This window comes from Neolewinella persica DSM 23188 (assembly GCF_000373105.1).
Lineage (GTDB): Bacteria > Bacteroidota > Bacteroidia > Chitinophagales > Saprospiraceae > Neolewinella > Neolewinella persica.
On sequence record NZ_KB890419.1, the window covers coordinates 86897 to 113213 of the forward strand.

Below are 26317 nucleotides of genomic sequence, written 5' to 3' on the forward strand. Positions count from 1 at the left end.
AAACGAACGCGAAGGGGCGAAAAAGTTTCCAGGGATCAATTTTAAGATTAGAGCGACCGGCGAAAAGCCGGGTGGGCAGCAAAAAAGGTGAAATCAGGAAGACAATTCCCGGAGAGCGAGTTTGATGATCTCCTCCGGGGTACCCAGGTCCGGCTTTGCAGCAAAAACCCGGTTAAGGGCACGCTGCACAGCAGGGCGGGCAAAACCTAAATTCACCAAAGCAGATAACGCCTCCGTTCGGTGGGTATTGCTTTGAGAGGACAGCATTGTCGGGGAGGCGAAGCTTTCTTTCATCATCTTGTCCTTTAGGTCAATAATAATGCGCTGGGCAGTCTTTGGGCCAATACCCTTGACTTTGCGAATGCTGGCCACATCCTCGCCGAGGACGGCCGCTTGAAATTCTTCCGGATTCATACTGGAAAGCACGACGAGTGCCGTGGCCGGACCAACCCCGTTCACCCCAATAAGGAGCCGGAAAAAACTTCTCTCCGTTTCGTCATGAAATCCATACAACGTCTGTTGATCTTCCTTGACGTGGAAGTGTGTCAGCAGTTTTACCTGCTCCGCTTTTTCAATCTTAGTGTAAGTATACAGACTGATGTTGACGTGATAACCGAGCCCCCCAGCTTCCACGACGACGAAACTCGGCGTTTTGTGGGCAATCGGGCCTTTTATGTAGGTAATCATTTAGAGGGATGATTTTTTTTGAGGCCGCAAAGGTAAGGCTTAATGGATTGACAATAAGGGGGTTGTTTTTTCTCAATGGGTTATTTGTAGCAGGGCGGGGCCGCAGGTGCAAGGACGGGTAAAGGGCTGTAAGCCCGGCCTGTTTCCCCTTTTTACCCTTGCTTTCAGAGGTGTCCGGACATTGGGGGCACCCGCCGGGTGCCGGATCAGCCCGCTAGCCCTCCACCAAATATTGCACCTGCGGCCGCGCCACCCGCTTCTTTTACGAACATTCCGTGGAAATAAACCTTTTCTTTGCTGCAACAAACATCATTTATGTCCGTCGACCCTACTGCCTCTTTTCCCGATTTCGCCTATGAACGTCCTGACCTGGAAGCCAATGAAGCAGCCTTTAGGGCCGTTTTAGAAAAACTGGAAAGTGCCGGCTCCATTAATGAAGCAATTGCTGCGGTGGAACAAATCGACAGCATCAGAGCCGCAGTTGCTACAGCCTACAACATCTGTTATGTACGGTACAGCATTGATACGCGGGATGAATTCTACAAGGAGGAGAAAGCCTGGTTTGATCAGCACCTGCCAGCCACCGAGGCCTGGCGAATGGATTATTACCGGACCTTAATCTCGAGCGCTCACCGCGAAGCACTGGAAGCAAAGTTTGGCCGGCAACTCTTTAATACGGCGGAACTGAGTATCAAAACCTTTCAGCCTGAATTGATCGAGGATCTGCAAGCGGAAAACAAGGGATACAGTGAATACACCGAGCTGAAAGGCGGTGCGCAAATCGAACTGGAGGGAACAACCTATAATCTGAGTAGCATTATCCCGCTGGAGCAGGTTGCCGATCGTGCCGCCCGTAAACGGGCCAGTAAAGCGAAGTGGGACTGGATGGGAGAACACCAGGAACGAATGGAGGCCATCTATGGAGACCTGGTAAAGCTTCGGCACAGCATGGCCCAGAAACTAGGGTACGAAAATTTCGTTCCCCTTGGTTATGCCCGGATGAACCGCACGGATTATGGGCCAGAGCAGGTCGCTAACTTTCGTAAGCAGGTAAAACAGTTTATCGTGCCGATTGCTAAGGACCTGGCCGCCAAACAGGCGGAACGGATAGGTGTGGACCGGTTGCGGTACTACGACAATAATTTTCGTTTTCCTGACGGTAATCCAACACCGGTTGGCGAAATGGGCGATACCATTGCCGCAGCACGAAAACTTTACGATGGACTAAGCGAAGAAACGGGGTTCTTTTTCCGGATGCTGGAGGATCGTAAGTTGATGGACCTGGAGTCAAAGGACGGAAAGGCCACCGGTGGTTATTGTACTTACATCAATGATTACGGAGCCCCCTACATTTTCTCTAACTTTAACCGGACGAGCCACGATGTGGACGTGCTCACCCATGAGTTCGGCCATGCCTTTCAAGTGTACAGTAGCCGACACCAAAAGCCAATGGAATACAACTGGCCAACTTACGATGCTGCCGAAATCCATAGTATGAGTATGGAATTCTTCGCCTACCCGGGCGTCCCCGACTTCTTTGGTGATGACGCGAAAAAGTATCTGTACGGCCACCTGGAAGGAGCGATCCGTTTCTTGCCCTATGGCTGTGCTATTGATGAATTCCAGCACCTGGTCTATGAAAACCCGCACTGGACTGCCGCCGACCGCAACGCTGCCTGGAAGCGCCTGGAAGCGGAATACCTGCCACATATCGATTATACGGACCATCCTTTCCTGTCACAAGGGACTTACTGGCAAAGCCAGCTCCACCTCTTCGGCATGCCGTTTTACTACATTGATTACTGCCTGGCGCAAATTTGTGCCTTCCAGTTCTGGCTAAAAGACGAAGAGAACCACGAAAAAGCCTGGGAAGACTACATCCGCCTCTGTCGCGCCGGAGGCTCAAAAGGCTTCCTGGAATTGGTCACACTGGCCGGGCTGGAGAATCCCTTCCTCGATGGGGTGATGGAAAAAATTGCGGCTAAGGTGACGGAACGATTAGGGGAGTTGAGTTAGTAAATATTGAATGAGAGAATAATTGAATGATAGAATAAGCTGCCGCTGTTTCCACTCACTGCGCTACGCTTGTTAGCTAAGGTGAGCAAGCGTAGCGCAGCGAACGGTACTTGCGCTAGCTTATTCACTCATTCCCTCATTCAATTATTCTATACCTTTACGAAGTCTTAATCCCAAATAAACCATGCCCTGGACAACCAAGGATAATGCCCTTAACGGCGAATTTAAATTCGCTGATTTTACCACCGCCTTCGCCTTCATGACGGAGGTGGCCTTTGCCGCTGAATCAGCCGGTCACCATCCGGATTGGTCCAACGTTTATAACCGAGTAAACATCCGCCTTACCACGCATGATGCGGGAAACACCATTACGGACAAAGATCATGCACTGGCCGCGGCGATAACTAAGATTTACGGGAAGTATGCTTAGAGTGCTCTTGCTGACTTTTGTGGTGTTTTCCTTCGGGGGCGTGCGGTCGTTCTTGTCTGCAAACGGGGATGAGAAAAATTCAATAGCCCTTAACCCGGATCTTGCTGCTTGTGAAGCACGGACCACAGCCGGAAACAACGAGAAGTACTATGCACTCACTACTCCGGCGCTAGCCATCTACAATCGGGTAATGTCGCTCGACCTGGACGGTGCTCAGGCAGACATTGATGCTTTCCGAAGTAAATACCCCACTAACCTGGCGGCTGAGCATCTTGAAAGCTACCTTGATTTCTTCCGTCTGTATCTAAAGGGAGATGAGCGGCTGAACGAGCGGCTCTCCGCCCGCTTTGACCGGCGCATCGATGCCCTGGACCAGGGAGACGAGAACTCTCCCTATTACCGATATGCCCTGGCGGAGGCCCGGCTACATCGTAGCCTTATTCATCTCCGTTTTGAGCGCCACCTTTCGGCTTTCAGAGAGCTCAATAAGGCCAATAAACTTTTGCGTGACAACGCCATTTTGTTCCCTGATTTCCTGCTCACCTACAAAGACCTCGGTCTCTTGCACGCTGCCGTGGGTAGTATTCCGCCACAATATAAATGGGGCGTTGAACTGTTCAGTTCGCTCAACGGCACCATTCAGGAAGGCCGTGAGGAGATGGAACTTGCCCTGACCAATAAAGAGAGTCCTTTTTTGCTGGAGACTGAAGTGCTGTATGCCTTCTTGGAGTTACACCTTGCGGGAGAACAAGAGGCTGCATACCGAAAAGTCAACGCGCTGGGGCTTACGCCGAAGACGAATGCGCTGCACTGCTTTATAATGGCAAACCTGGCCATGCGCAGCGGAAGAAATGAAATTGCACTACGGATACTGGAAGGGCAACCCCGTGGGGGCCGCGTGGCAGATTTCCCCTACCTCGACTTCATGCTCGGCCTGGTGAAACTCCGTAACCTTGACCCTACGGCAAGAATACATTTCCAGTCCTTTAGCGTCAGGTATCCCGGCCGCCATTTCAAAGAAGAAGCACAGCAAAAAATTGCCTGGTCTTACTGGCTGGAAAAAGATGAAGCTGGTTACCTACGGGCGATGGAACGGATTGGTGGTGGCAGCCAGGCTGGAGGCGACCAAAATGCAGCCCGGGAGGCCGCCCGGCAACGGGCGCCGCATCCGGAGTTGCTCCGTGCAAGGCTCCTCTTTGACGGCAATTATTGCACCCGCGCCCGCGCCCAACTGGAAAGTATTGACGTGAAAACGCTGACCGAGCAAGAACACCTGGAATACCTCTACCGTACCGGGCGGGTCCTTGATGGGCTGGCAGATTATGATGGTGCGATCTCCTTCTACCTGAGAACCGTGCAACTGGGCCGGGAAAACCCCGCCTTCTATGCTTGTAAATCAGCCCTGCAAGCCGGTCTTATCGAAGAGAAACGTGCTAAGAAAGCTCAGGCCAGGGAATATTTCAACAACTGCCTTAACATTTCTCCCGCCGAGTATAAGACGGGGCTTCACCTGCTGGCCAAAGCAGGGCTGGATCGGGTAAAGTGACCCGGCTGCCACGTGTTTATTCAGGTTGATCGGGGGAGGAAGCCTCCCGTGAACAGTCTTCTCAACTAAGGTAAAGTTTGGCAGATTCACTAATGGCGATTTTCTAACCTACGACCTACTATTTTAGTACTTAGTTTTGTTTTTAAGTTAACTTGCACTTACCTTTGCCGTCACCAAAAAAGCAACCATGAACATTGCCCTTGCCCAAATCAACGTCCATGTAGGAAACTTTGCCGCCAACCTTGCTAAGATGTTGGAATATACCGCAAAGGCCAAAGCCCAGGGTGCCGACATTGTGGTGTTCCCGGAGTTGGCCACGGTTGGTTATCCCCCGCGTGATTTTCTGGAATTCGACGACTTTGTTGACCAGGCAGAAGCCGTGGTCCACCAACTTGCGGAAGCGGCAGAAGGGATTGCCATCGTGGTAGGTTCCATCAGCCGCAACCCCGTGGTCGAGGGCAAAGACCTGTACAACAGCGTTTACTTCCTTTCCGGAGGCCGTATCCAGAAAGTACAGCACAAGACCTTGCTGCCGACCTACGACATTTTTGACGAGTACCGCTATTTTGAACCCGCCCATGAATGGGGTGTGGTGCGCTACCAGAACAAAACCATCGCCATGGTGGTGTGTGAAGACAGTTGGAACGTTGGAAATGAGAACCCGCTGTATAAGATCAATCCGATGGACCGGATGATGGAACATAATCCGGATCTCATCATCAACGTTTCCGCTTCTCCTTTTGCTTACGATCACGCTGCCGAGCGCATCGAGGTGCTGAAGGCCAACTGCGAACGCTACAATCTCCCGATGTACTACGTTAACCACGTAGGTGCACAGACGGAAGTGCTTTTCGATGGTGCTTCCATCGTACTGCACGCTGACGGCACGGTAATTGACGAGATGCCTTACTTCAAGGAAAGCATGCGGATCTACAATACCGAGGAAGTTGACAAAAAGGACAATGTCTCTGGCGAAGAGGCAAAGGAGAAAATTCGGCTGATCCATGACGCCATTGTGATGGGGATCAAGAATTACTTCGGAAAACTGGGTTTCAAAAAAGCCATCCTCGGCCTGAGTGGCGGCATTGACTCCGCCCTGGTGGCCGTGCTGGCAGCACGGGCACTTGGTGCCGACAACGTGCGTTGTATCCTGATGCCAAGTCAGCACAGCTCGGACCACAGCGTGAACGACGCCCGGGCCCTGGCGCAGAACCTCGGTTGTCAGTACGACATCGTCCCGATCGAAAGTATCTATGACGCGTACATGAACGTGCTGAAACCGCATTTCTGGGCCAAAGAAGAAGGCCTGGCGGAAGAAAACCTCCAGGCCCGTGCCCGTGGGATGCTCCTGATGGCCTTCAGTAATAAGTTTGGCAGCATCCTCCTTAATACCAGCAACAAATCTGAAATGGCCGTTGGCTATGGCACCCTTTACGGCGACATGTGCGGTGGCCTGAGCGTGATCGGCGATGTCTATAAAACGGAGTGTTTCGAACTCGCGCGCTACATCAATAAAGACGAGGAGGTCATCCCCGACAACATCATCACCAAGCCCCCGAGTGCGGAACTTAAGCCAGACCAGTTCGACTCCGACAGCCTGCCCCCCTACGACCAGCTCGACGCGGTCCTCTACCAATACATCGAGATGACCCAAAGCCCGCAGGACATTATTGACATGGGCTTCGATGAGGCCCTTGTGAAACGTACCCTCCGCCTGGTGAACATCAACGAGTTTAAACGCTACCAGACGGCACCGGTGCTTCGCGTTAGCCGGAAGAGCTTTGGGATGGGGAGACGGATGCCTATTGTGGCTAAGTATCTTAGTTAGGAATGATCACCTCCGGGCAATTTCACGATCTTTTGGCAGGGTTTTCCGTAGGAGATGCTTTCGGAGCCGGTGTGGAGTTCCAAGACCGTGACTGGATTAGGCAAAACGTGGACTTTACGCAGTTTGTTAATGCTCGGAACCAGATTCAAATCGAAGACAAACGTAAAGCACTCTTTACCGACAACTACCGTGCCTGGGACTACACCGATGATACAGAAATGACCGTCGGCCTGGTCAAGGCACTGATGGAAACGTCCCCCTTTACCGAGGAGTTATTGGTAAGAAAATGGAAAGAAGAGTATGCCGCAGGAATTCGTGCCAAAGGCTACGGCCGGAACGGACATGGCTCAATGGGGTGGTATTATCGTGGCGAAAAATCCATCGAAGATATCCGAAATTTTCAGCGCGATCGCCCGAACCCGGGCAACGCTCCTGCCATGCGAGCGGTTCCGCTTGGCCTGCTGCCTGACGAGTTGATTAACGAATATGCAGCCACCAATGCCCGGGCTACCCACCCGAATGAAATGGCTATTATTGCTAGTCAACTTGTGGCTCGTGCGGCAACTTACTTGCTGATCCTGCAGGGAGACCCCGCAAAGTTGATTGCCTACTGTCGAAAAGTAGTTCCATTGAACGAGGCGTATGAAAATTACCTGTCGACAATTGATCGTCTATCGGCATATGAAAATTTGACAGATTCGGATTTCATTACCCTGTGTGGGCCGCAACCAATTGTTCCTCCTTACTTTTTGCCCGGCATAAATGGGGTACCCTCTGACGCAAAATTTACGGCAGGTTGTGTGCTTTACGTACTCAAGTACAGCCAAGATGCTATGGATGCCCTTCGTAAATCCATTAATTTGGGAGGGGATGTGGATTCCGTTGCATCTATCACCACGGGTATTTTGGCGGGCAGCAAAGGCTTGGAGAGTATTCCTGATTTTATGCTTGAAGCAACGGAAAAAATCCCCGGCCTGCAGGCGTTGTCTCTCCCTACAAACAAATAGCCCAATAATACTAAATTTTCAACATGACCAACCCCATAACCACCGCCCTGCTAGGCCTCTCCGTAGCCGACGCCATCGGCGTCCCCGTAGAATTTCAGTCCCGGCTGGAATTGAACAAGAACCCGGTTACCGACATCCGGGGGCTACGGATACCACTGCCTGCGTTGTAGGGGCTCCGGCAGCACTACGCTACGGCGTGGAGGCTATCCCCTCAATTGGCTCGCAGGATAAATAAGTACTAATATTTTAGTAAATAATGCATTAAATGCGTATTTTTACTAAAATGTTAGTACTTAATGAATCGATACAGTGTAGAGAAATTCCCCGCTGATGTTATGCGTGAAATGGCAGATAAGCATACTGTGCTGAGGAAGCAACAAGGGTATTCACAGGCAGATTTGGCCAAACGTTCGGGAGTGTCTTTGGGCAGCCTGAGACGATTTGAACAAACTGGGAAAATTTCTCTGGAACACCTTTTATTACTTACTCATGTACTGCAACGTTTACGGGACTTTGATCTTGTTCTGGAGGCCGGAGAAGACCTGAAAGAGGTGGGAAAACTGTTTACAAACAAATCGAAAAAGTGAGGAACCGGCTGGCAGTGAAGGTTGATTTTTCAGGGACTGCCATTGATGTTGGGGAGCTTGTGCGCAATGAAAGGAACGTCTACTTCAGGTACGATGAAGATTTTCTGCAAGGCAATCTGAATTTGTCTCCGTTTTACTTAAAACGAACTACCGAAATTCAGCGACCTAATACCCCAGTATTCGATGGCTTGTTCGGTGTTTTTGCAGATTCTCTACCGGATGGCTGGGGGCGTTTATTACTTGATCGTGCATTAACTGCAAAGGGAGTAAATTTAGGGGAAATCTCTCCGTTGGATCGCCTCGCAATGGTAGGGACAGCAGGGATGGGCGCGCTCACGTTTCATCCCGTCAAAACGATGGAGGAAGCCATTGATTCTTCTATCGACTTAGATGTGGTAGCTAGAGAGTCGCGAAGTGTTCTTGCCGGAGGTGCTTCGGATTTACTTGACGAACTTGTTCAACTAGGAGGCTCTTCTGGTGGCGCGCGTCCAAAAATTGTTGTCGGCTATGATCCAGCAACCGACCGGATGATAAAAAGCATGGAAACACTGCCGTCAGGTTTTGAACACTGGCTCATTAAATTTCCTGCGGGTATTGATCCTAAAGATGTGGCCAAGACCGAAATGGCCTATTATAAAATGGCGTTGGCTGCGGGTCTTAAAATGACTACGTGCCGGCTTTTTAAGGGCAAGTCAGGCCAAGCCTTCTTTGGGACAAAACGATTTGACCGGAATGGAGACGACCGCCTGCATTTACATTCTGCCGCCGGACTGCTTCACTATAACTTTCGCCTGACCAATATCGATTACGGCCACGTTATGGACGCGGCCTTCCGCTTAGAGAAGGATGTACGCGCTTACGAAAAAGTCTTGCGACTTGCTGCCTTCAACGTCTTCGCACACAACCGGGATGACCACAGCAAGAACATATCTTTTCTGATGGACGAAACAGGTAATTGGCAATTGGCTCCAGCCTACGACCTCACGTTTTCCCAGTCTTCACATGGTTACCACAGCATGACGGTAGCGGGGGGGAGTAAGCGTCCCGGTCGGGAGCAATTGTTGAACCTTGCTAAAAATTTCTCCATTAAAAAACCGGAGAAAATCATCGATGAAGTTCGAGAGGCGGTTGGCAATTGGTCTGAATTTGCAAAAGCTGCAGCTGTTCCTCCAGGCTCCCTTAAGAGCATCAATAGCATTCTCAACCCTTAACGATTCACCTGATGAACCCAATAACCACCGCCCTGCTAGGCCTTTCCGTAGCCGACGCCATCGGCGTTCCCGTAGAATTTCAAACAAGGGGAGAACTTGACAAGAACCCTGTCACTGACATCCGGGGATACGGGACCTACAACCAGCCGCCGGGGTATTTTTCGGACGACAGCAGCCTGGCGTTTGGTTTGGCGGAGAGTTTGGGGGTGGGAGTGTTTGATCTGACCAACCAGGCGAAGCGCCTAATTAATTATAAACTTCATGGCTACTGGACGCCTGAAAATCAAATCTTTGATATTGGGCGAACGACTAGTCTGTCGATTGATCGGTTGGAAATACTATTACGTGAAGGGAAAGAGAAAGAATTAGTTAGTCTCAGGCACGGGGCAACTGAGCAGGACAACGGCAATGGCGCGCTGATGCGCATTTTTCCCTTGTACGCCTATCTGCGTGACAAGCCGGTGGAAGACTGGTTCGAGTACATCTGGCAACATTCGGCGCTCACACATGGCCACATTCGTTCAGCGTTTTGCTGCTTTTTGTACCTCCGGTTTTGCGCGCACCTGGATGGCAAAGTCGAGAAGACCGAAGCATTGAAGGTGGCCCGGCGCGAGTTGCTTTCTGTAATGGGCGAAAAAAAGCCTTCGCTTGCAGAGTACGATGCGCTGGAAAAATTATTCAAGGCAGATTTCGCCAATCTGGCGCGGACGCAGGTGCAAGGAAGCGGATATGTGGTGCATTGCCTGGAAGCTGCCCTCTGGTGCCTGTTCAACGCCGACAGTTACCGGGAGGCCGTGCTAAAAGCAGTGAATTTGGGCCAGGATACGGACACCACAGCCTGCGTTGTCGGTGCACCGGCAGCCCTGCGCTACGGAGTAGAAGCCATCCCCGCCAACTGGCTCGCTGCGCTCGCCCGCCGTGAGGAAATTATTGACCTGGGGGATCGGTTGGATGCGGCGTACCCTCAGTAATCAGTATTGGTGTCTTAGCTGTCAGACAAACTTTTGTCGGATAGCCGGAGCGCCCGTTTGACTATTGTTCCGCATTTCCAAATAGCACCAATAGACCAATAGACCAATAGCACCAATAGACCAATAGCACCAATAGTACTAACATACCCCCATAATCCCGAACCGTAGACTCTTATTACCGGATGGTCGATCAATTAGGCCAGACCTGAACACTTTGCTTTTCTATTCGTTAACTCGTTGCAAACGCAACAAGTTTCCCCTTTGAAGGACCCCCAGCAAAATCTGATTTTCCTGACCAACCGTGTTGGTCGCCAGCTTTCCCGCCTGCTATTGGAGCGGATGGAATTCGAAGAATTCCTACCGCAAAGCACGCATATGGGCCTGCTGGCGGACCTGATGAACAACGATGGCCTGCGCCAGCAGGACCTGGCCATCTCCACCATTAAAGACAAGGGAACCGTGGCGCGCGCGCTCAAGCAATTGGAGACCGCAGGCCTCATCAATCGGGAAGTAGACCCGGAAGATCGGCGACAGAAACGCATCAAATTGACGGAAAAAGCCCACCGGATGTGGACTTACGTTCATGACCATGCGGACTACGCCATCTGTTGCGCCAAAAAAGACATTCCCCCGGAAGAGCTGGCAGTTTGCACCAGCGTTCTGAATAAGATATACCACAACCTCCACCAGCAACTGAGTTCCCCCCAAAGTATTGACCATGAGTAATCGTAATATTCCACGTACCATCTTTTCTATTATTCTAGGTGCACTGATTTTGGCTGCTGGATGGTTCGGTTGGGGCTACCTGGCGAGCCAGAAAGCCGCACCAGTGAAGAAGGAGATTCCCAAGCGGATCAAAACGGTGGATGTGGAAACAATCGCCAACGGGAAAATTGCCTCCAAGCTCGATGTACAGGGCCGGTTGGAGGCATACAATAAGATCGCCCTGTTCACCGAAGTAGGCGGTGCCGTAAAAACGTCCAAACCCTTTAAAAAAGGAACTTACTTCAATAAAGGAGAAGTTATGATGCGGGTGGACGATGCTGAGGCCCGCCTCAACCTGCAGGCACAAAAAGCCACGCTGATGAACGCCGTGGCAATGATGATGCCTGATCTGAAAATCGACTACGCTGAAAGCTTCCCCGCCTGGGAAAACTACCTTAGTAGCTTTGACATTGATGCGCCCATCAAGGCGATGCCAGAGGCAAAGAACCAACGCGAAAAGCTCTTCGTTGCCGGCCGCAATCTCTACACCCAGTACTACTCGATCAAAGGCGTGGAAGAGCGACTAAGTAAATACGTGCTTTACGCTCCGTTTAGCGGAGTGCTCACTACTGCGGATATCAACGAGGGAGCCGTCATCCGCCCCGGGCAACAACTTGGTGAACTTATGGCAACGGGCTACTACGAAATGGTGGCTACTGTACCCCTGAGTCAGCTGGATTTTCTCCAGCCAGGAGGCGAAGTAAAACTGTACAGCGAAGACATTAAAGGCTCCTGGACCGGAAAAATCCGCCGGATCAGCGATCAGATTGATGCCGGAACGCAAACAGTCAACGTCTTTGTAGGTGTTTCCGGCAAGAACCTCCGGGAAGGGATGTACCTGCGTGGAGAGGCCGATGCGCGTGTACTCGACGATGTGGTGGAAATTGACCGTAACCTGTTGATCGATGAAGGTGAAGTCTACGTGGTGAAGAACGACACCTTGCTGGCCCTTGTACCCGTGAACGTCCGGAAGTTCGACCGCAACACCGTCATCATAAGCGGACTGCCAACCGGGAGTAAATTACTGACCAGCGACGTAGCCGGGGCCTATGACGGTATGCGCGTGAAACTGAATGATACGGAAACTTCCAGTAAGAAAACGGCCAATGAAAAGGCTGCTTCAATGACGGATAAACCGGTTTCAAAATAATATCAAGTTGTCGGGTTATCAGGTTATTAATCGCTCAGAAGCGATAACCGGGTGACCCGATAATTCGACAACTCGAAAAACAAGCGATGAAAAATTTCATAGCCTACTTCATAAAGTACCCCGTTGCGGCAAACCTGATCATGTTCGGGATCCTGTTGATGGGGGTCGTGAGCCTGTCGCAGATGAAGGCCACTTTTTTTCCGGAATTCAAGAGCCGGACCATCAACATCCAGTTGATCTACCCTGGTGCCAGCCCGGAAGAAGTAGAAGAAGGCATCATCAATAAAATCGAAGAAAACCTTAAAGGACTGACCGGTGTGGAACGGTACACCAGTATTAGTTCGGAGAACAGCGGCAGCGTTATCGTGGAAGTGCTGAAAGGTTACGATACGGAACTCATCCTGCAGGATGTGAAGAATGAGGTAGATCGTATCAACTCCTTTCCGGTGGGTATGGAACCACCAGTGATCTATAAGCAAGAATCGCTTGGGCGAGCTATCTCATTTGCACTGACTGGCGACGGCGTCAGCCTCGCCGCACTGAAGCGCGCCGCCCGTCAGGTGGAAGACGACCTGCTGGCCATCGACGGTCTTTCCAAAGTAGAACTTTCGGGCTTCCCCGACGAGGAGATCGAAATCGCTTTTCGGGAATCCGACCTGCAACGCTTCGGCATGACCTTTCAAGACGCTTCGGAGGCGGTACGCCGCACCAACGTCGACATTACGGGAGGTACGGTAAAGGGAGAACAGGAGGAATTGCTCCTCCGGGCCCGTAACAAAGAATACTACGCCGATGGCCTCCGGGACATCATCGTAAAGACAACGCCCGACGGCGGAACGGTACGCCTCAACCAGGTAGCAACCGTCCGTGACCGCTGGGCTGATAAGCCCAACCGGACTTACCTGGACGGTTCTCCTTCCGTCAACGTCAACGTTCAGAATACGCTGGAGGAGGACATGCTCGCCATTACCGATAACGTTAAAGAGTACCTTGAAGAATTCAACGCGAAGAACATCGACATCCGTGCTGAGATCGTTAGCGACGCCAGTATCACCCTGCGCCAACGGATCAATACCCTGATCCAAAACGGTTGGCAGGGTTTCCTCATCGTTTGTCTTTTGTTGGCTGTCTTCCTGCACTGGCGACTCGCCTTCTGGGTGGCCCTGTCGATTCCGATCAGTTTCGCCGGTATGTTCATCATCGCCAACGCACTGGACATTACACTCAACGTCATAAGCCTCTTCGGCATGATCCTGGTGATCGGTATCCTGGTCGACGATGGTATCGTGATCGGTGAGAACATCTACAGTTATCATGAGAAGGGGATGCCGCGCATCCGCGCGGCCATCGACGGGACAAATAACGTGCTCGGTGCCGTTTTCGCGGCCATCATCACTACGGTCATCGCTTTCAGTAGCTTCTTTTTTCTCGACGGCTCTTTGGGTGATTTCTTCCCGGAAATGGCAACGGTGGTGATCTTCTCGCTGGTCTTCTCCCTCATTGAGGGGGCCATTATCCTGCCAACCCACGTAGCCCACAGTAAAGCCCTGGCTAAAGGAGCCAAGCCTAATGCGGTGCAACGGACTTTCGACAAGTTGATGGACTTTATGCGCGACCGGATGTACGGTCCCGTACTAGCCTGGACCATGCGAAATAAATTTATTTCCCTTTCCTTGTGTATTGCGATCCTGTTCTTCAGCTTTGGCGTTGTTCAGGCCGGGTGGGTGAAAACGACTTTCTTTCCCATTATCCCGGGAGATGAAGTCAGCATCACCTTACAGCTGCCGGCCGGTACGCCGGAAAGCCAGACAAAGTTCCTGCTCGACCAAATCGCGAATACGGCCGACCGCGTCGGCAAAGAGATCAGTACCGAAGCCTTTGGCGACGGCGGCAAACAGGCAATAGAACGGATTGAGGTGAAGGTTGGCCCTACCACTTACCAGGGCAGCATTACCGTAGCGATGATCCCCGGCGAGGACCTTGAGCCGGTCACCCAGGAGCAAATGACCCGGGCTATTCGCCAGGCCGTAGGCCCGATCGATCAGGCGGAGGTGCTTTCCTTTGGTGGCCGCTCCTTCTTTGGTAAGCCAGTAAGTGTAAGTTTGGTGGGTAGCGATATCAAAGAACTTGCCAAGGCCACTGCCGACATTAAAGCTGAACTAGCCCTGATGCCGGAGCTGGCAGACGTTGTGGATAATAACCAGGAAGGCCTGCGGGAAATGAACATTACCCTGAAGGAAAAAGCCCGCTACCTTGGAGTCGACCTGCAGGACATCGTTGGGCAGGTCCGTTCGGCCTTCTTCGGTACCGAAGCACAGCGATTGCAGCGGGGAGAAGATGAGGTGCGCGTTTGGCTCCGTTACGGTGAAAACGAGCGCCGGAGCCTTGCTGATTTGAATAATATGCGCATCCGGTTACCGGGTGGGGTAGAGTACCCGCTTTCGGAAATCGCTGAGTTTACGCCGCAGCGCGGCGTGATCGGCATCAACCACGTTGACGGTAAGCGGGAGGTGAAGGTGGAAGCTGACATCAGCAATAACTCCGTTTCCGTTACCGACATCAACGCTCAGGTGCAGGATGAGATTCTGCCCGTTGTTCTTGACCGGTACCCCAGTGTCAGTACGGTTGATGGGGGGCAGGTGCGGAACCAGAAGAAAACCGGCGCCTCGCTTGGCCTGGTCATGCCGATAGTTTTCGGCCTGATGTTCTTCGTCATTGCACTTACCTTCCGGTCCGTCCTTCAGGCACTGATGCTATTCCTGCTCATTCCGTTCGGATTCATCGGTGTTATTGGCGGGCACTGGCTGATGGATAAGCCGATGTCTCTGTTCTCTGGCCTGGGCATCATCGCATTGATCGGTATCATCGTGAATGATGGTCTCGTTTTCATTGCCACCTACAACGATAACCTCCGGGCAGGGATGCCAATGATGGAAGCCCTGGCCGAAGCTGGCCGCAGCCGCTTCCGACCCATCCTGCTTACTTCGGTGACGACCTTCGCTGGCCTAGCGCCGCTGCTGCTGAACAAGAGCCGGCAAGCGCAGTTCCTCATTCCGATGGCCATTTCGGTAGCCTTCGGCCTGCTGGCCATCACTTTCATCCTTCTCATTCTGTTGCCTGCCTTGCTGGTATTGCTGAATCGTTTTAGGTTTAACCTGGCCAGAGCGCTCGACCCGGATGCCGATCTTAACTACAATATGGTTGAACCTGCCTATAAACAGATGCAGTTCGACATCAACGAGGGGCTGGAACCGGAACCAGAGCCTGAACGAGAATTTGAGCCTGGAGAATAGGTTCGTCTTATTGGTCTGTTGGTGCTATTGGTCTGTTAGGCCGCACCAATAGTCCAATAGTATAATAGACCAATAAGACCAACAGACCAATAGTACCAAAAGACCAACATGCGCATCATCATCGACATGGACGAAGTAATGGCCGATAATTTCCCCTCCTTTCACCGGGCGGCCGAGGAGCGCTTTGGCCGTGTCGTCCGCCCGGAAGAGTACCGGGGAAAGAAGTTGTACGACTTGCCGGGCCTTGCTGAAGTTCGAAATGTTCTGTACGAGAAAGGGCATTTCCGACACTTGCCCGTTATCGAAAACGCGGTAGAGGTTGTTCGGGAATTATATGAGCACTACGAAGTGTATATCGTGACTACGGCAACGGAATTCCGGTACAGCTTCCTGGACAAATACGAATGGCTGGAGGAGCACTTTCCGTTTATCCACCACAGCCGGATCGTATTCTGCGGCGACAAAAGCATTGTACACGGGGATTTCATGATCGACGACAAGGCTAAGAACCTCGACTCATTTGAGGGGGTAGGCCTACTCTTTACTTCCAGCCCTAACCTAAACGAGCGGCGGTACCACCGGGTGAATAACTGGCTGGAAGTCCGGGATTACTTCAGGCAGGAACGGAAGGGCCGCATAGCACAAGAAGGATGATGGAACGACTCTTTCATTTCGTGAAGGAAAAGATTCCGTTTGCGCTGACCGGGCTGGTGGCTACGGGCATCAACTTTGGAGTGTACCTACTCTTGGTTGACCGATACTTACCACCGGGGCCAGCTACTGTAATTGCTTACTCTAGCAGCGTCATTCTTAATTTTTTCCTGCAACGCTACTTTGTTTTTAAGCTCAATCGCTCCGTACAGAGTGCCTTCGCACTAAGTATGCTGGTGAGTGTGGGCGGGTTGATGCTCGACTGGCTAATCGTGACCGGGTTGCACAGTTTCCCTTATCTGGGCGACCAGGAATGGGTGATCAAACTGGCGGCAACGGGGATCGTTTTCTTCTATAATTTTTACGCCAAGCGGCGAGTGTTTGAAGGTAAGAAAGGGGAAAAGGATCAAGGGGGAAAGGGGGGCGGGGCCGCAGGTGCAGAAACATTTTTTGAAGAGCTAAGACCACCTACGTAGGGTGGTTTTCTCATCGGATGCATCTTCCCCACTGGCGAAGCTGTGGGGGCGTTCATCCGATGTGTAAAACTACTTATAGAGTTTAACCAAGAATCAAAAGAACAAATGCGAATATTCTATCTCTGCCTTTTAACCTGCTTTGTCTACACCAGCGGCCGCGCCCAAAAAGAGATGAGCCTGAGTGATGCCCTGCAGCTAGCTCTTGAAAACAACTATCAGATTCGTCTGTCTCAAGCAGACCTGGCGGTGGCGCAAAACAATAATAGTGATGCGCTGACTGGCAAATTACCGACCATCTCTCTGGGCCTCAGCCCCGGAATTGGTTACCGGAATAATAACAACCCGGCGAGCATCGTCGCTATGTCTTCGACTTTCTCCTACAACATCGCTCCTTCCGCTACGCTGAACTGGACCCTCTTTAATGGTGGTCGGATCGAGATGAACAAGGAACGCCTGGCTACCCTGGCCGACCTGAGTGCCGGCCAACTGCAAACCCAGGTAGAAAATACGCTTGCTGACGTAATTGACGCTTACTACAACGCCGTAGTCCAGCAAGAGCAAATCGATGTACGCCAGCGTGTTCTTAACCTGAGTCGCGACCGAATCAAATACCAACAGGTTCGTGCTGAATTCGGCCAGGGAGGCACCTTCGATGAACTCCAGGCCCAAGATGCTTACCTCTCGGATTCTACCAACCTGGTCGTACAACAACTCAACTATAAGCTGGCCATACGAAACCTCTTGCAGGTAATGGGAGCTGATGAGTTGAACCAGGAAATTTCCCTGCTTACTGAGCTGGATGAGGTAACTGGGGAATACGACCGTATGGCGCTGGAAAGCCGTTTGCTGGAAACCAACAGCCAGTTACGCACCCTGCGGGTCAACCAAACCCTTGCCGACATCAATACCCGCCTCATCGAAGCTGAAAACAAACCCACCGTTAGCTTCAGCGCGGGCGTCAGCTACGACTATAGCCTCGCCACCGGTACCCAGACCTTCGTTTTCGGTGATGCCCCGCCGGATCCCCGTGACCTGCCAGGCATTGGTGCTACTACCCTCAACGGACAGCTCGGCTTGTCCGTCAACTACCTGCTCTTCGACGGTGGCGCGCGCGACGTCCGCGCTCAAACATCGAGGCTACAGGAAATCACTTCCCGGCTGAATGCGGAGGCCGTCAGTCAACAGCTACGTGCTACCTTACTTAATACCCTCGATCGGTACGAAAACCAGCGGGAAATTGCGAACCTGACTCGTCGGCTAATCGCCAACGCCGAACAGAATCTTGGTATCGCTGAGGAGCGCTTTAAGGGCGGTACGATCAACAGTTTTGATTACCGGGCCATCCAGGTCAGCTACATTAATGCCGAATTTCAACTACTGAATGCGCTGCTGAATCTGAAGAATACGGAGACAGAAATTCTTCGGCTTACCGGGCAGATAGTGGATTAAAAAGGTAAGCTTTGCCGCCATTTACTGGCAGGGCTTCGGGTGAACTCAGCGTTTTCATATCGTTCCACTACCGGGAACGTGCTGAGTTCCGGTACCTGCCTAAATTAAGAGCGAAGGTGATTTACCGTTTTAAAATGACCCGTTCCAGCCGGTCTCCCAGGCGGAGAAAGTAGGTGCCCGCCGCCAGGTTGGCCGGAAAGACGAAGCGCTGGTTCGGAACTGAGGGGTTTACCTGCTGCCGCAGGATAACGCGGCCGTCACTGTCGTAGAGCTCCAGACTGGATGTCATGGCGGCGTCCACGGTAAAAAATATTTCTCCGGAGCTGGGGTTGGGGTACACTCCGGTAGCATAATCTCCAATATTGAACCGGACCACCCGAATGGGAGAAAAAGAGAAGGTCCCATCGGTATCCACCTGCCGTAGACGGTACGGAAGTTGCTGTACACGTGGAGGTGATGCGTCGATAAAGGAATATTCTGTGACAGATTCGCCGCTGCGTCGGGCCGCAACACGGCCGATGGCGGACCAGGTTCCGGAGGCAGTTTCCTGGCGTTCTACCTGGAAGTAGTCGTTACTTTCTTCAGCTGTCGTAGCCCAATTGAGCAGCACTGATTTTTCCCGGACCTCTGCGGAAAAGGTGAGCCAGGAGACGGGCAGGCTAACGTCAAACACAACGTTTGCAGCGGTAGGAGTATACTCCATCCGCCAGTCGGTATCCGGAAGGTTTTCGGGGGAGAAGGTTCCGGCAAGGCTTCCGGACAGCACGACCGTATGAATTACTATACCGGCCGGGGAGTAGGCAGCTGTTTTAGTTGCATCGATGGGCCCACCCAGGGTAGCCCCGCCGTCAGCCGTTACCCGGCCGTAATCGCTGCCTGCGGTGGTACCGCTGATTTCGGTGGCCAGGGTACCGTCGGCAGTAAATGTTTTGTTGGTGTAAACGATCCCCTGATTTGTCAGGGTGCCGCCGGCCTGCAGGTCAACATCCAGGCCAACTGCGGTAATTATGCTGTTGGAGGCAATGGTGATCTGGCTGCCGTTGGTGATGGTGAGTTGAGCCTGCACGGAAGTAACCAGTCCCAACCCCACGAGTAATGGAAAAATTAAGTTTTTCATGGTCTGGTTTTAGTTAGTGGGTAGGGTGTAGGAAATGACGGCTCCCTTGATGTGGAGGTCACCACTCCAGCTGGTGGAGTAAGCAACCAGGGTGTAGCCGGCGGAGCCTGAGACGACGTGGTCGACGTTAACCGGGCCACTGTTCGTCCAGTCCGGACTGGCATTGACCACTCCCGTGGTAAAGTTGGCAACAGTGTTGAAAAAACCGGAACCAAGGAATTCCTGCGTCAGAGATAGGCTCATTTCTGCTGCACTGGTTCGGTCCCGGTAGTAAAAAGTGATGCCGGTTATCCGGCTGCCGACGGGCAGATGGAAGGGAGCCACCAGGCCACCCACACCAGTGGTGATATTGGCACCACCCTGGCCGACAGCGGAGATGTATACATCGTTAGATTCACGTGCATGAAAATGGCCACTGGAAAGCGTGATGGATTGGGTAGGGGTAACTGCCGGATCAGCTTCAGGTGCCGGCCCCAGTTCCACCCATTCGTTGGCTACTGTATCAAAAACATTGAGCCGGCTTGTGCTGGTGTTGTAAATCACGAGGCCATTGGGAGGATTAAGAATGATGTCGCGTTGGGCACGGTCCAGTCGGGGAGGTAGAAAGCCCTGGGAAGTGCTGCGTAATTCCAGGAGGGCATCTTCGTCGGGGTTGCCGTTGTCGGGGCTGATGAGCACACCCTGTCCGGAGAGCTGGCCAAAGCAAACGTAAGCCAAAAGAATAAGGAAGAAGTACTTCATGGGTAAGGGGATTTGGAACACCCTTTTATTACCGATGACCAGCATTTGTTACACCTTTACGCGTAAATTTGAACAAAGACGTTCCTCCTTGTTCTGGGCATATCATGGTTCGTCGCTACGCAGCGAGCCGAGCTGCATGTTAGCAGTACCCACTAGTGAGCAGAGAAGGGTAGCGAGCCGAGCTGTGCGGAGTACTACCCACTACCAGGCGCGAAGCGCGTCTACTGAGCAAGGGAGCGCAGCAACTTTGCGCCTACCGTTGTTCCATGTAATACCGGGTAGCCCGGCGTACCACTTCTACCGTAGTGCCGAAGGCAACGTGACCTGCGAGGTTTTCGATTTTATCCGCGGCAACATCTTTTACGGCGGTTGGGGCGAAGCCAAGGGCCGGGACGGCGAATTGCTGAGCGGCGGTCCATAGTGGCGCGCCTTTATCCGTATTTGCCTCGGGCATTGCTTCGACGATCAGGCCGTAAACACCACCGATCAGGGCACCGATACCTACCTCGATGATGGCCGCCGCTGCTGCTTCGTCTTCAGCATCGAGGTTAATGCCGGTCATTTCTTCGGCAGAGTCAACGATGTCGTCGGCCAATTTGTCCTCAAACTGAACGGTGTCTGGCGCCATGGCGCGGTCCACCAGCATTTTGACGCCGACGCCGACTAGCCCACCCAGTACACCGGCAAGGAATCCTCGCCCGTAGTTTTTAGGTCCGGTGTGCTCAGTTTTACGCATGAACTCATCGACCGTATCAATACGATGCCCGGTAAATTGCTCGATTTGACTGGGGTTAACGTTGGCCGCCGCATCTTTAACGGTGTCCATAATCATCTGGAAGGTGGAAGAAGCCATAAGTTATATTAATCTTGTGTATGAAAAGTAACGATGCGGATGGTCTGAGGTTCGCCGGGAAGAGAATTAGCTTGGTGTATCATTCTTTTTAAACGTAAAAACATGTTGCTTGATCGCGTTATTGAACTTGGGCTGGAAGCCGCTGACAAATTCCCTCGCCGCCGCCGGGCACCGTGGGCCGCTCAGCAGCGGACCCTGAAGAAACTGCTGAAGAAGGCTCGAAAAACCGTTTTTGGGCGGGCCTACGATTTTGCCGGAATACTGAAGTCTGAGGAGCCCATCCTTGCATTTCAGCAAAAGGTGCCTGCGGTGGACTATAACGGCATGTTTACTCCCTGGTGGGAACGGGTGTACGAAGGAAAGGAAGACATTACCTGGCCCGGAGGTACCGAATATTATGCCCTGAGCAGCGGTACCAGCGAGGCAAATACAAAGTACATACCCGTAACGGAAGCGATGCTGAAATCACTCAGCCGGGGGGCGTTCAGGATGTTTTCCTGTTTTCCTGATTATGGGCTTTCGGCGGATGTGTACACCGCTTCCTGGCTGGCCATTGGCGGCACTACCCAGCTGACTAAGCAGGGCGGCCGACGCTTCGGTTACCTCAGTGGCATCAACGCGCGGGAACAACCGCTGTGGGCCCGGGGCTTTTACAAGCCTGGCCAACGGATTGCCCGGATCGAAAATTTTGATGACCGGGTGGAGGAAATAGCCCGCAACGCCCCGAACTGGAATATCGGGGTCATTGTGGGGATTCCGCACTGGGTACAGCTTACGTTGGAGCGGATACTGGAAATCCATCAGCTGGAGACTATTTCCGAGATATGGCCAGACCTGGAGTTGTTCGTCAGCGGCGGTGTCGACTACCGCCCATACGTGAAAAGCTTTGAGCGGCTGATCGGTCACCCCATAAAGTACATGAATACCTACCTGGCCAGTGAAGGAATGTTTGCTTTCCAACGCAACGCGACGGCCGAGGGGATGCAGCTGTTGCTTGATAACGGTATATTTTATGAATTTCTCCCGTTCAACGAAGAAAACTTTGATGACGAAGGTAACATTCGCCCCAATGCCAGGGCCCTGACGTTGAACCAGGTGGAGGAAGGACGTGAATACGCTTTGCTGACAACCTCCTGCAATGGAGCCTGGCGATATCTCGTGGGAGATACCGTCCGTTTCCTCGACGCCAAAGAAGCGGTGATTCAGATCAGCGGGCGGACCAAACATTACATCAACCTGGCGACCGAGCACCTCACAGTCGATAACATGAACGCCGGCGTACTGGCGGTAGAACAAGCCTTCAACGTTCGGATTCCGGAATTCACCATCGTACCGGTGAAAGACGACCAGTACATTGCGCACGAATGGTACCTGGGGAGTAAGGACGTACTTGATGCAGCAGCTATTCTGCCCGTACTCGACGCTGCGCTTGGGGAGGTCAACGATGACTATAAGTCTGAAAGAAAGACCGCCCTGCAAATAAAGGTCAATACGGTGCCCCTCCAACGCTTCTATGACTGGCAACGGCAGAGCGGGCAAGTGAACGGGCAGAGTAAAATACCCCGGGTGCTCAAAGGTGCGGCTAAGGATCGTTGGCTTGGGATGCAGGCGTAAAGGGTATAAAGGAGGCCGAAGGAATACACTGCTTGCTAATTCAAACCCATAATTGCACCTGCGGCCCCGCCCCTTTAAAGTACTTAGGGGAAAGTATTTAAGATGCAGCATTAGTGCTCAGTATTCAGGGCAGCGCAAAAACAACCTGCCCTGAATACTGAAACCTGATTACGGAGTTCTGACGCCTTAAAACTGAACCTTGAAAACTGTACTCTATCTTTGTCGTTCCAACAAACGCCCCATCCCTGTATGGCCACAAAGAAAACAAACAACGCCCGCCTGGTTCCTTTCATCATCATGTCATTGCTTACCCTGATCTTTTTGATTTGGGCGATGCAACAATGTGGTACCCGCGACGGCGATTATGCCATGATCGCTGAAGGAAAAGCCCGGGAAACTTATCTGGACAGTATCCGGCAAGTAGAACAAAATGACCGCATTGAGGCAGAAATCAACGCCGAAGCAGAGGCCCGGGCCGAAGCGCTGCTGCGGGCGCGTACCCAACCAATGCCGGGAGATAGTGTCGTCCGCCCGCCCGCGTCAGAGGTGGTCATTCAGAAAGTAACACCGCTATATTCAACAATCAACGGTCTCAACGTACGCAGTGGCCCCAGTATGAAAAGAGGAGTTATCACCCGCCTCAAGCTCTATGAAGAAGTCATCTTTACTGGCGAAGTGACGGATTCGCTGTACAGCATTGATCTGGGGGAGATAACCCCGACTGCTCCCTGGGTCAAAATCCGCGTAGCAGACGGCAAGGAAGGTTGGGTTTACGGTGCCGGTGTATCCTACTATAAATATCAGTTGAAGGGGGTGATCACGGATTAGAATAAGGTATACCTCCTTAATTTAGTCCAACGCGCTGATTTGACGCAAACAAGAAAAAGTAATCTCCATCCATGAAACTAGCCCAACCCATTACCGCCGCAGCACTGGCCGCTCAGCTCTCTGCTGAACTGATTGGTGACGGCAGTATTCTGATCACCGGGATCAACGAAATTCACCACGTTGAGACTGGTGACCTCAGTTTTGTCGACCACCCCAAATATTACGGTCCGGCACTGGCTTCTGCGGCGTCGGTCCTCCTGATCGATCAACGTATGGAATGCCCGCAGGGCAAAGCCCTGCTGGTCATCGATCAACCGTTTGCCGCATATAACGGTCTAGTGCTGAGCGAACGCCCGGTACGCCAATGGACGCATACCATCGATCCAACGGCCCGGATCGGGGCTAACACAAGCATCGCGCCGGGGGCAGTGGTGGGAGCATATGCCATGATTGGCCGCGATTGTATAATCGGCCCCAACGCTATGATTGGCGATTGGGTGGTGCTCGAGGATCGCGTGACTGTAGGCTCTGGCGCCGTCATCGGCAGCGAAGCTTTTTATTTCAAAGGGGGCAAGGACGGACTTACTCCCTGGCGCAGCGGCGGGTCAGTATTGCTGGAAGCGGATGTGGCCATCGGCCCGAACTGTAATATCGCCCGGGGGGTCTCTTCCACTACGACGATTGGCCGGGGAACGAAGCTCGACGCTCTGGTTCAGATCGGTCACGATTGCAAGATCGGCCGGCACTGCCTGATGGCCGCTCAGGTCGGTGTTGCGGGCAACACTACGGTGGGTGATTGGTGCGTATTTCAGGGCCAGGCGGGCATTGCGCAAAACATTGTGTTGGGCGACCGGACGGTTATTTTAGCCCAGAGCGGTGTCGGTAAAGACCTGGAGGGAGGAAAATCCTACTTTGGTAGCCCGGTGCAGGAGGCGCGTAAGGCGTTTAAGGACATCGCGGTGTTACGGAAATTGGGGGAAAAATAGATTGGAGGAAGTACTGCATACAAGTATGTTTATATGTACCGAATGCCATGAACTAATCCCTCTTTAAAGATAGTTAACTCTCTCCTTACTTTTATCCCATGTTATTACCCCACCTCGAACCCAACCGCCTGGAAGCCGGCTGCGACGAAGCCGGTCGTGGCTGCCTCGCTGGTCCCGTTTTTGCCGCGGCGGTCATCTTTCCGCCTGGATACTCCGACCCGGAGTTAAACGATAGCAAAAAATTGAAGGAAGCGGACCGGGATAAGCTCAGAAAACGCATCGAAGAAAACGCACTGACCTGGCGGGTGGCCAGCTACAGTGTGGAGGAGGTCGATAAGTACAACATTTTTCAGAGCAGCTACCGGGCCATGCACCGGGCACTGGACGGACTGCACACGCCGCCGGAGTTCCTGCTGGTCGACGGTAAGTTCTTCATCCCTTACGGTGAAATGCCCTACGAATGTGTCATCAAAGGAGACGGCAAGTACCAGAGTATCGCCGCCGCCGGCATCCTGGCAAAAACCCACCGGGATGAGCACATGCGGAAACTGCATGTGCAATATCCGCAGTACAGCTGGAATACGAATGCGGGTTATCCGACCATTGCACACCGCAGGGCTATTGAGGAATTTGGTGCCACGGAGCACCACCGGAAAAGCTTTCGGTTGCTGAAGGAGGGGAAGCAGTATAGCTTGTTTGAGAATAAGTAGTATTCAGTATCCAGGATTTATTAGTCAGGTTTCAGGATGAAGGATACAGGGATCGGCAATTAGGTTTTAGTAGTCAATACCTTGCATCAATGATCCTCGATATGAACCCTGAATACTATGCACTGATCCCTGAGTACTGATCCCTGCCCCCTGAACACTACCTTTGTTGGCCGATGGAATTCAACGTCAGCTTCCAGACCGCCTGTCTCTTTTTCTTCTTCGTCCAGGGCTTGCTTTTTGCGGGTTTACTTGTCGTGCGTGGTCGGGAATATGGCCATCGGCCGAGTTACTGGCTTAGCCTGTTCATTTTCTTGTGCTCCTGTTATATCGTACCGTTTATGATGGGTTACAGTGGCTGGTACGGCAAGGATGGCTATCGGGAATTTCTCTTTTTTGTCCCTTTTCAGCAGTTCTTTCTGATCGGACCAGTGATTTACTGTTACACGAAGAGCTTGCTTGATGCTGATTATCGGCTACAAGGGAGGGACTGGCTGCATTTTCTTCCCGGTGGTATATACCTGCTGTATAGCCTGCTCGTATTTGTAACGGACGTTTGGGTCCTGAGTGGAGATTACTACTTCTACGCTGATGGTCGGGATAAGGACCTGGCCCCTTGGTATCAAATTACCGGATTACTGGCGATGATGGTTTATTCGGGTCTTAGCCTCGGTGAGTACAACCGTTACCGCAAACGAATTTTTGAAGAGCTGAGTTATGCTGATACCGTGGTGTTCTCCTGGGTGAAACAGTACCTCGTCGCGCTGTTGATCATCATGACTTTGCGGATCGTGTTTCTGATCTTACTCCCGAATTTCGGGAGCTTTGGCAAATGGTTCTGGTACTACATTGGCTTTGCCGCACTGTATTATTTTATCGCTTTGGCTGGCTATACCAATGTTGTTAAATCACTGGCTCCGCTACACTGGCGACGGCAGCAATCACCGGTTTTGGAGGCCCAAATAATCCATGAATCTGAAGTAAAAGAAATTGACGATGATCCGGCAGAGCTGGACAGTTGGAAACCAAAAATACTAGATTTGATGGAGGTTGATCGGCTATACGAAAACCCGACCCTGACCTTGAATGACGTGGCTGACCGACTGGAAATAACGAGCAAACAGGTGTCCGGACTCATTAACCGCGGCTTTGAGCAGAATTTTAATGACTTCGTGAACACCTACCGGGTGGAGGCGGTAAAAGCACGGTTTGAGCAGGGGGATCAACATCAGTTCACCATCCTAAGCATCGCTTTGGCGTGTGGGTTCAACTCTAAAACAACGTTCAATCGGGTGTTTAAGCGGGTGACGGCGCGGACGCCGGTGCAATATTTAGCAGAAAGGAGCAAGGGAAGTAGTACCACATCGTGATTTGGCGCGCCGGGGGCAAGGAAATCGGGCATTT

At 52.2% G+C, this 26317-nt stretch carries 24 protein-coding genes; 20 read left to right on the forward strand and 4 right to left on the reverse strand.

What is annotated here, in order from left to right; genetic code table 11:
• Positions 1-93 precede the first annotated feature (93 nt).
• Positions 94-687 (reverse strand): Holliday junction branch migration protein RuvA, encoded by a 594-nt coding sequence (gene ruvA, locus B036_RS0105865; protein WP_020567762.1) that lies wholly within the window; start codon positions 685-687, stop codon positions 94-96.
• Between the two features lie 315 nt (positions 688-1002).
• Between ruvA and B036_RS0105870 the strand changes: the two genes are divergently transcribed.
• The 15 genes from B036_RS0105870 (at position 1003) to B036_RS0105940 (ending at position 18067) form a co-directional block, all read left to right on the forward strand.
• Entirely contained in the window at positions 1003-2703 is a 1701-nt protein-coding gene (locus tag B036_RS0105870; RefSeq protein ID WP_020567763.1) for a M3 family oligoendopeptidase, read from the forward strand.
• Positions 2704-2887: 184 nt separating this feature from the next.
• Entirely contained in the window at positions 2888-3133 is a 246-nt protein-coding gene (locus B036_RS0105875; RefSeq protein ID WP_020567764.1) for a 4a-hydroxytetrahydrobiopterin dehydratase, read from the forward strand.
• Positions 3126-4679, forward strand: coding sequence for a hypothetical protein (locus B036_RS0105880; protein WP_020567765.1), 1554 nt, complete (start codon positions 3126-3128; stop codon positions 4677-4679). The genes B036_RS0105875 and B036_RS0105880 overlap by 8 nt, the downstream gene beginning before the upstream one ends.
• Positions 4680-4866: 187 nt before the next feature.
• Positions 4867-6507 (forward strand): NAD+ synthase, encoded by a 1641-nt coding sequence (locus B036_RS0105885; protein ID WP_020567766.1) that lies wholly within the window; start codon positions 4867-4869, stop codon positions 6505-6507.
• Between the two features lie 2 nt (positions 6508-6509).
• Positions 6510-7514, forward strand: coding sequence for an ADP-ribosylglycohydrolase family protein (locus B036_RS0105890; RefSeq protein ID WP_020567767.1), 1005 nt, complete (start codon positions 6510-6512; stop codon positions 7512-7514).
• Between the two features lie 23 nt (positions 7515-7537).
• Complete coding sequence (locus B036_RS33445; RefSeq protein ID WP_020567768.1) at positions 7538-7684, forward strand: ADP-ribosylglycohydrolase family protein; 147 nt, start codon at positions 7538-7540, stop codon at positions 7682-7684.
• 126 nt (positions 7685-7810) lie between these two features.
• A complete protein-coding gene (locus tag B036_RS0105900; protein WP_020567769.1) occupies positions 7811-8101 on the forward strand; it encodes a helix-turn-helix domain-containing protein in 291 nt (96 codons plus the stop codon).
• Complete coding sequence (locus B036_RS0105905; protein WP_020567770.1) at positions 8098-9312, forward strand: type II toxin-antitoxin system HipA family toxin; 1215 nt, start codon at positions 8098-8100, stop codon at positions 9310-9312. The genes B036_RS0105900 and B036_RS0105905 overlap by 4 nt, the downstream gene beginning before the upstream one ends.
• 11 nt (positions 9313-9323) lie before the next feature.
• Complete coding sequence (locus B036_RS0105910) at positions 9324-10283, forward strand: ADP-ribosylglycohydrolase family protein (RefSeq protein WP_020567771.1); 960 nt, start codon at positions 9324-9326, stop codon at positions 10281-10283.
• A 261-nt stretch (positions 10284-10544) separates the two neighbouring features.
• Entirely contained in the window at positions 10545-11009 is a 465-nt protein-coding gene (locus B036_RS28215) for a MarR family winged helix-turn-helix transcriptional regulator (protein WP_044101914.1), read from the forward strand.
• Positions 11002-12198, forward strand: coding sequence for an efflux RND transporter periplasmic adaptor subunit (locus B036_RS0105920; protein ID WP_020567773.1), 1197 nt, complete (start codon positions 11002-11004; stop codon positions 12196-12198). Before B036_RS28215 ends, B036_RS0105920 begins: the two co-directional genes overlap by 8 nt.
• Positions 12199-12284: 86 nt before the next feature.
• Positions 12285-15491, forward strand: a complete 3207-nt coding sequence (locus tag B036_RS0105925) for an efflux RND transporter permease subunit (protein ID WP_020567774.1) — start codon at positions 12285-12287, stop codon at positions 15489-15491.
• Between the two features lie 108 nt (positions 15492-15599).
• Complete coding sequence (locus B036_RS0105930) at positions 15600-16145, forward strand: 5' nucleotidase, NT5C type (RefSeq protein ID WP_020567775.1); 546 nt, start codon at positions 15600-15602, stop codon at positions 16143-16145.
• Complete coding sequence (locus B036_RS31695) at positions 16142-16618, forward strand: GtrA family protein (protein ID WP_020567776.1); 477 nt, start codon at positions 16142-16144, stop codon at positions 16616-16618. Before B036_RS0105930 ends, B036_RS31695 begins: the two co-directional genes overlap by 4 nt.
• 105 nt (positions 16619-16723) lie before the next feature.
• Positions 16724-18067, forward strand: a complete 1344-nt coding sequence (locus tag B036_RS0105940; RefSeq protein ID WP_020567777.1) for a TolC family protein — start codon at positions 16724-16726, stop codon at positions 18065-18067.
• A gap of 121 nt (positions 18068-18188) precedes the next feature.
• Here B036_RS0105940 and B036_RS0105945 read toward each other — a convergent pair whose 3' ends face one another.
• The 3 genes from B036_RS0105945 to B036_RS0105955 form a co-directional block, all read right to left on the reverse strand.
• A complete protein-coding gene (locus B036_RS0105945) occupies positions 18189-19184 on the reverse strand; it encodes a T9SS type A sorting domain-containing protein (RefSeq protein WP_020567778.1) in 996 nt (331 codons plus the stop codon).
• Between the two features lie 9 nt (positions 19185-19193).
• Positions 19194-19925, reverse strand: a complete 732-nt coding sequence (locus B036_RS0105950) for a hypothetical protein (protein ID WP_157472052.1) — start codon at positions 19923-19925, stop codon at positions 19194-19196.
• A gap of 253 nt (positions 19926-20178) precedes the next feature.
• Complete coding sequence (locus tag B036_RS0105955) at positions 20179-20778, reverse strand: hypothetical protein (RefSeq protein ID WP_020567780.1); 600 nt, start codon at positions 20776-20778, stop codon at positions 20179-20181.
• Between the two features lie 102 nt (positions 20779-20880).
• On the opposite strand from B036_RS0105955, the gene B036_RS0105960 reads away from it, so the two are divergent.
• The 5 genes from B036_RS0105960 to B036_RS0105980 all read left to right on the forward strand — a co-directional run bounded on the left by B036_RS0105960 (position 20881) and on the right by B036_RS0105980 (position 26283).
• Complete coding sequence (locus B036_RS0105960; protein ID WP_020567781.1) at positions 20881-22392, forward strand: GH3 family domain-containing protein; 1512 nt, start codon at positions 20881-20883, stop codon at positions 22390-22392.
• Positions 22393-22641: 249 nt separating this feature from the next.
• On the forward strand, positions 22642-23220 hold the full coding sequence (locus tag B036_RS31700) for an SH3 domain-containing protein (protein WP_020567782.1): 579 nt from the start codon (positions 22642-22644) through the stop codon (positions 23218-23220).
• A 71-nt stretch (positions 23221-23291) separates the two neighbouring features.
• Positions 23292-24206 carry an LpxD N-terminal domain-containing protein gene (locus B036_RS0105970; protein WP_020567783.1) on the forward strand — a complete coding sequence of 305 codons (915 nt, stop codon included), beginning with the start codon at positions 23292-23294 and terminating at the stop codon, positions 24204-24206.
• A gap of 98 nt (positions 24207-24304) precedes the next feature.
• Positions 24305-24916 (forward strand): ribonuclease HII, encoded by a 612-nt coding sequence (locus tag B036_RS0105975; RefSeq protein ID WP_020567784.1) that lies wholly within the window; start codon positions 24305-24307, stop codon positions 24914-24916.
• Between the two features lie 173 nt (positions 24917-25089).
• Positions 25090-26283, forward strand: a complete 1194-nt coding sequence (locus B036_RS0105980; protein ID WP_020567785.1) for a helix-turn-helix domain-containing protein — start codon at positions 25090-25092, stop codon at positions 26281-26283.
• The last annotated feature ends 34 nt before the right edge of the window (positions 26284-26317 follow it).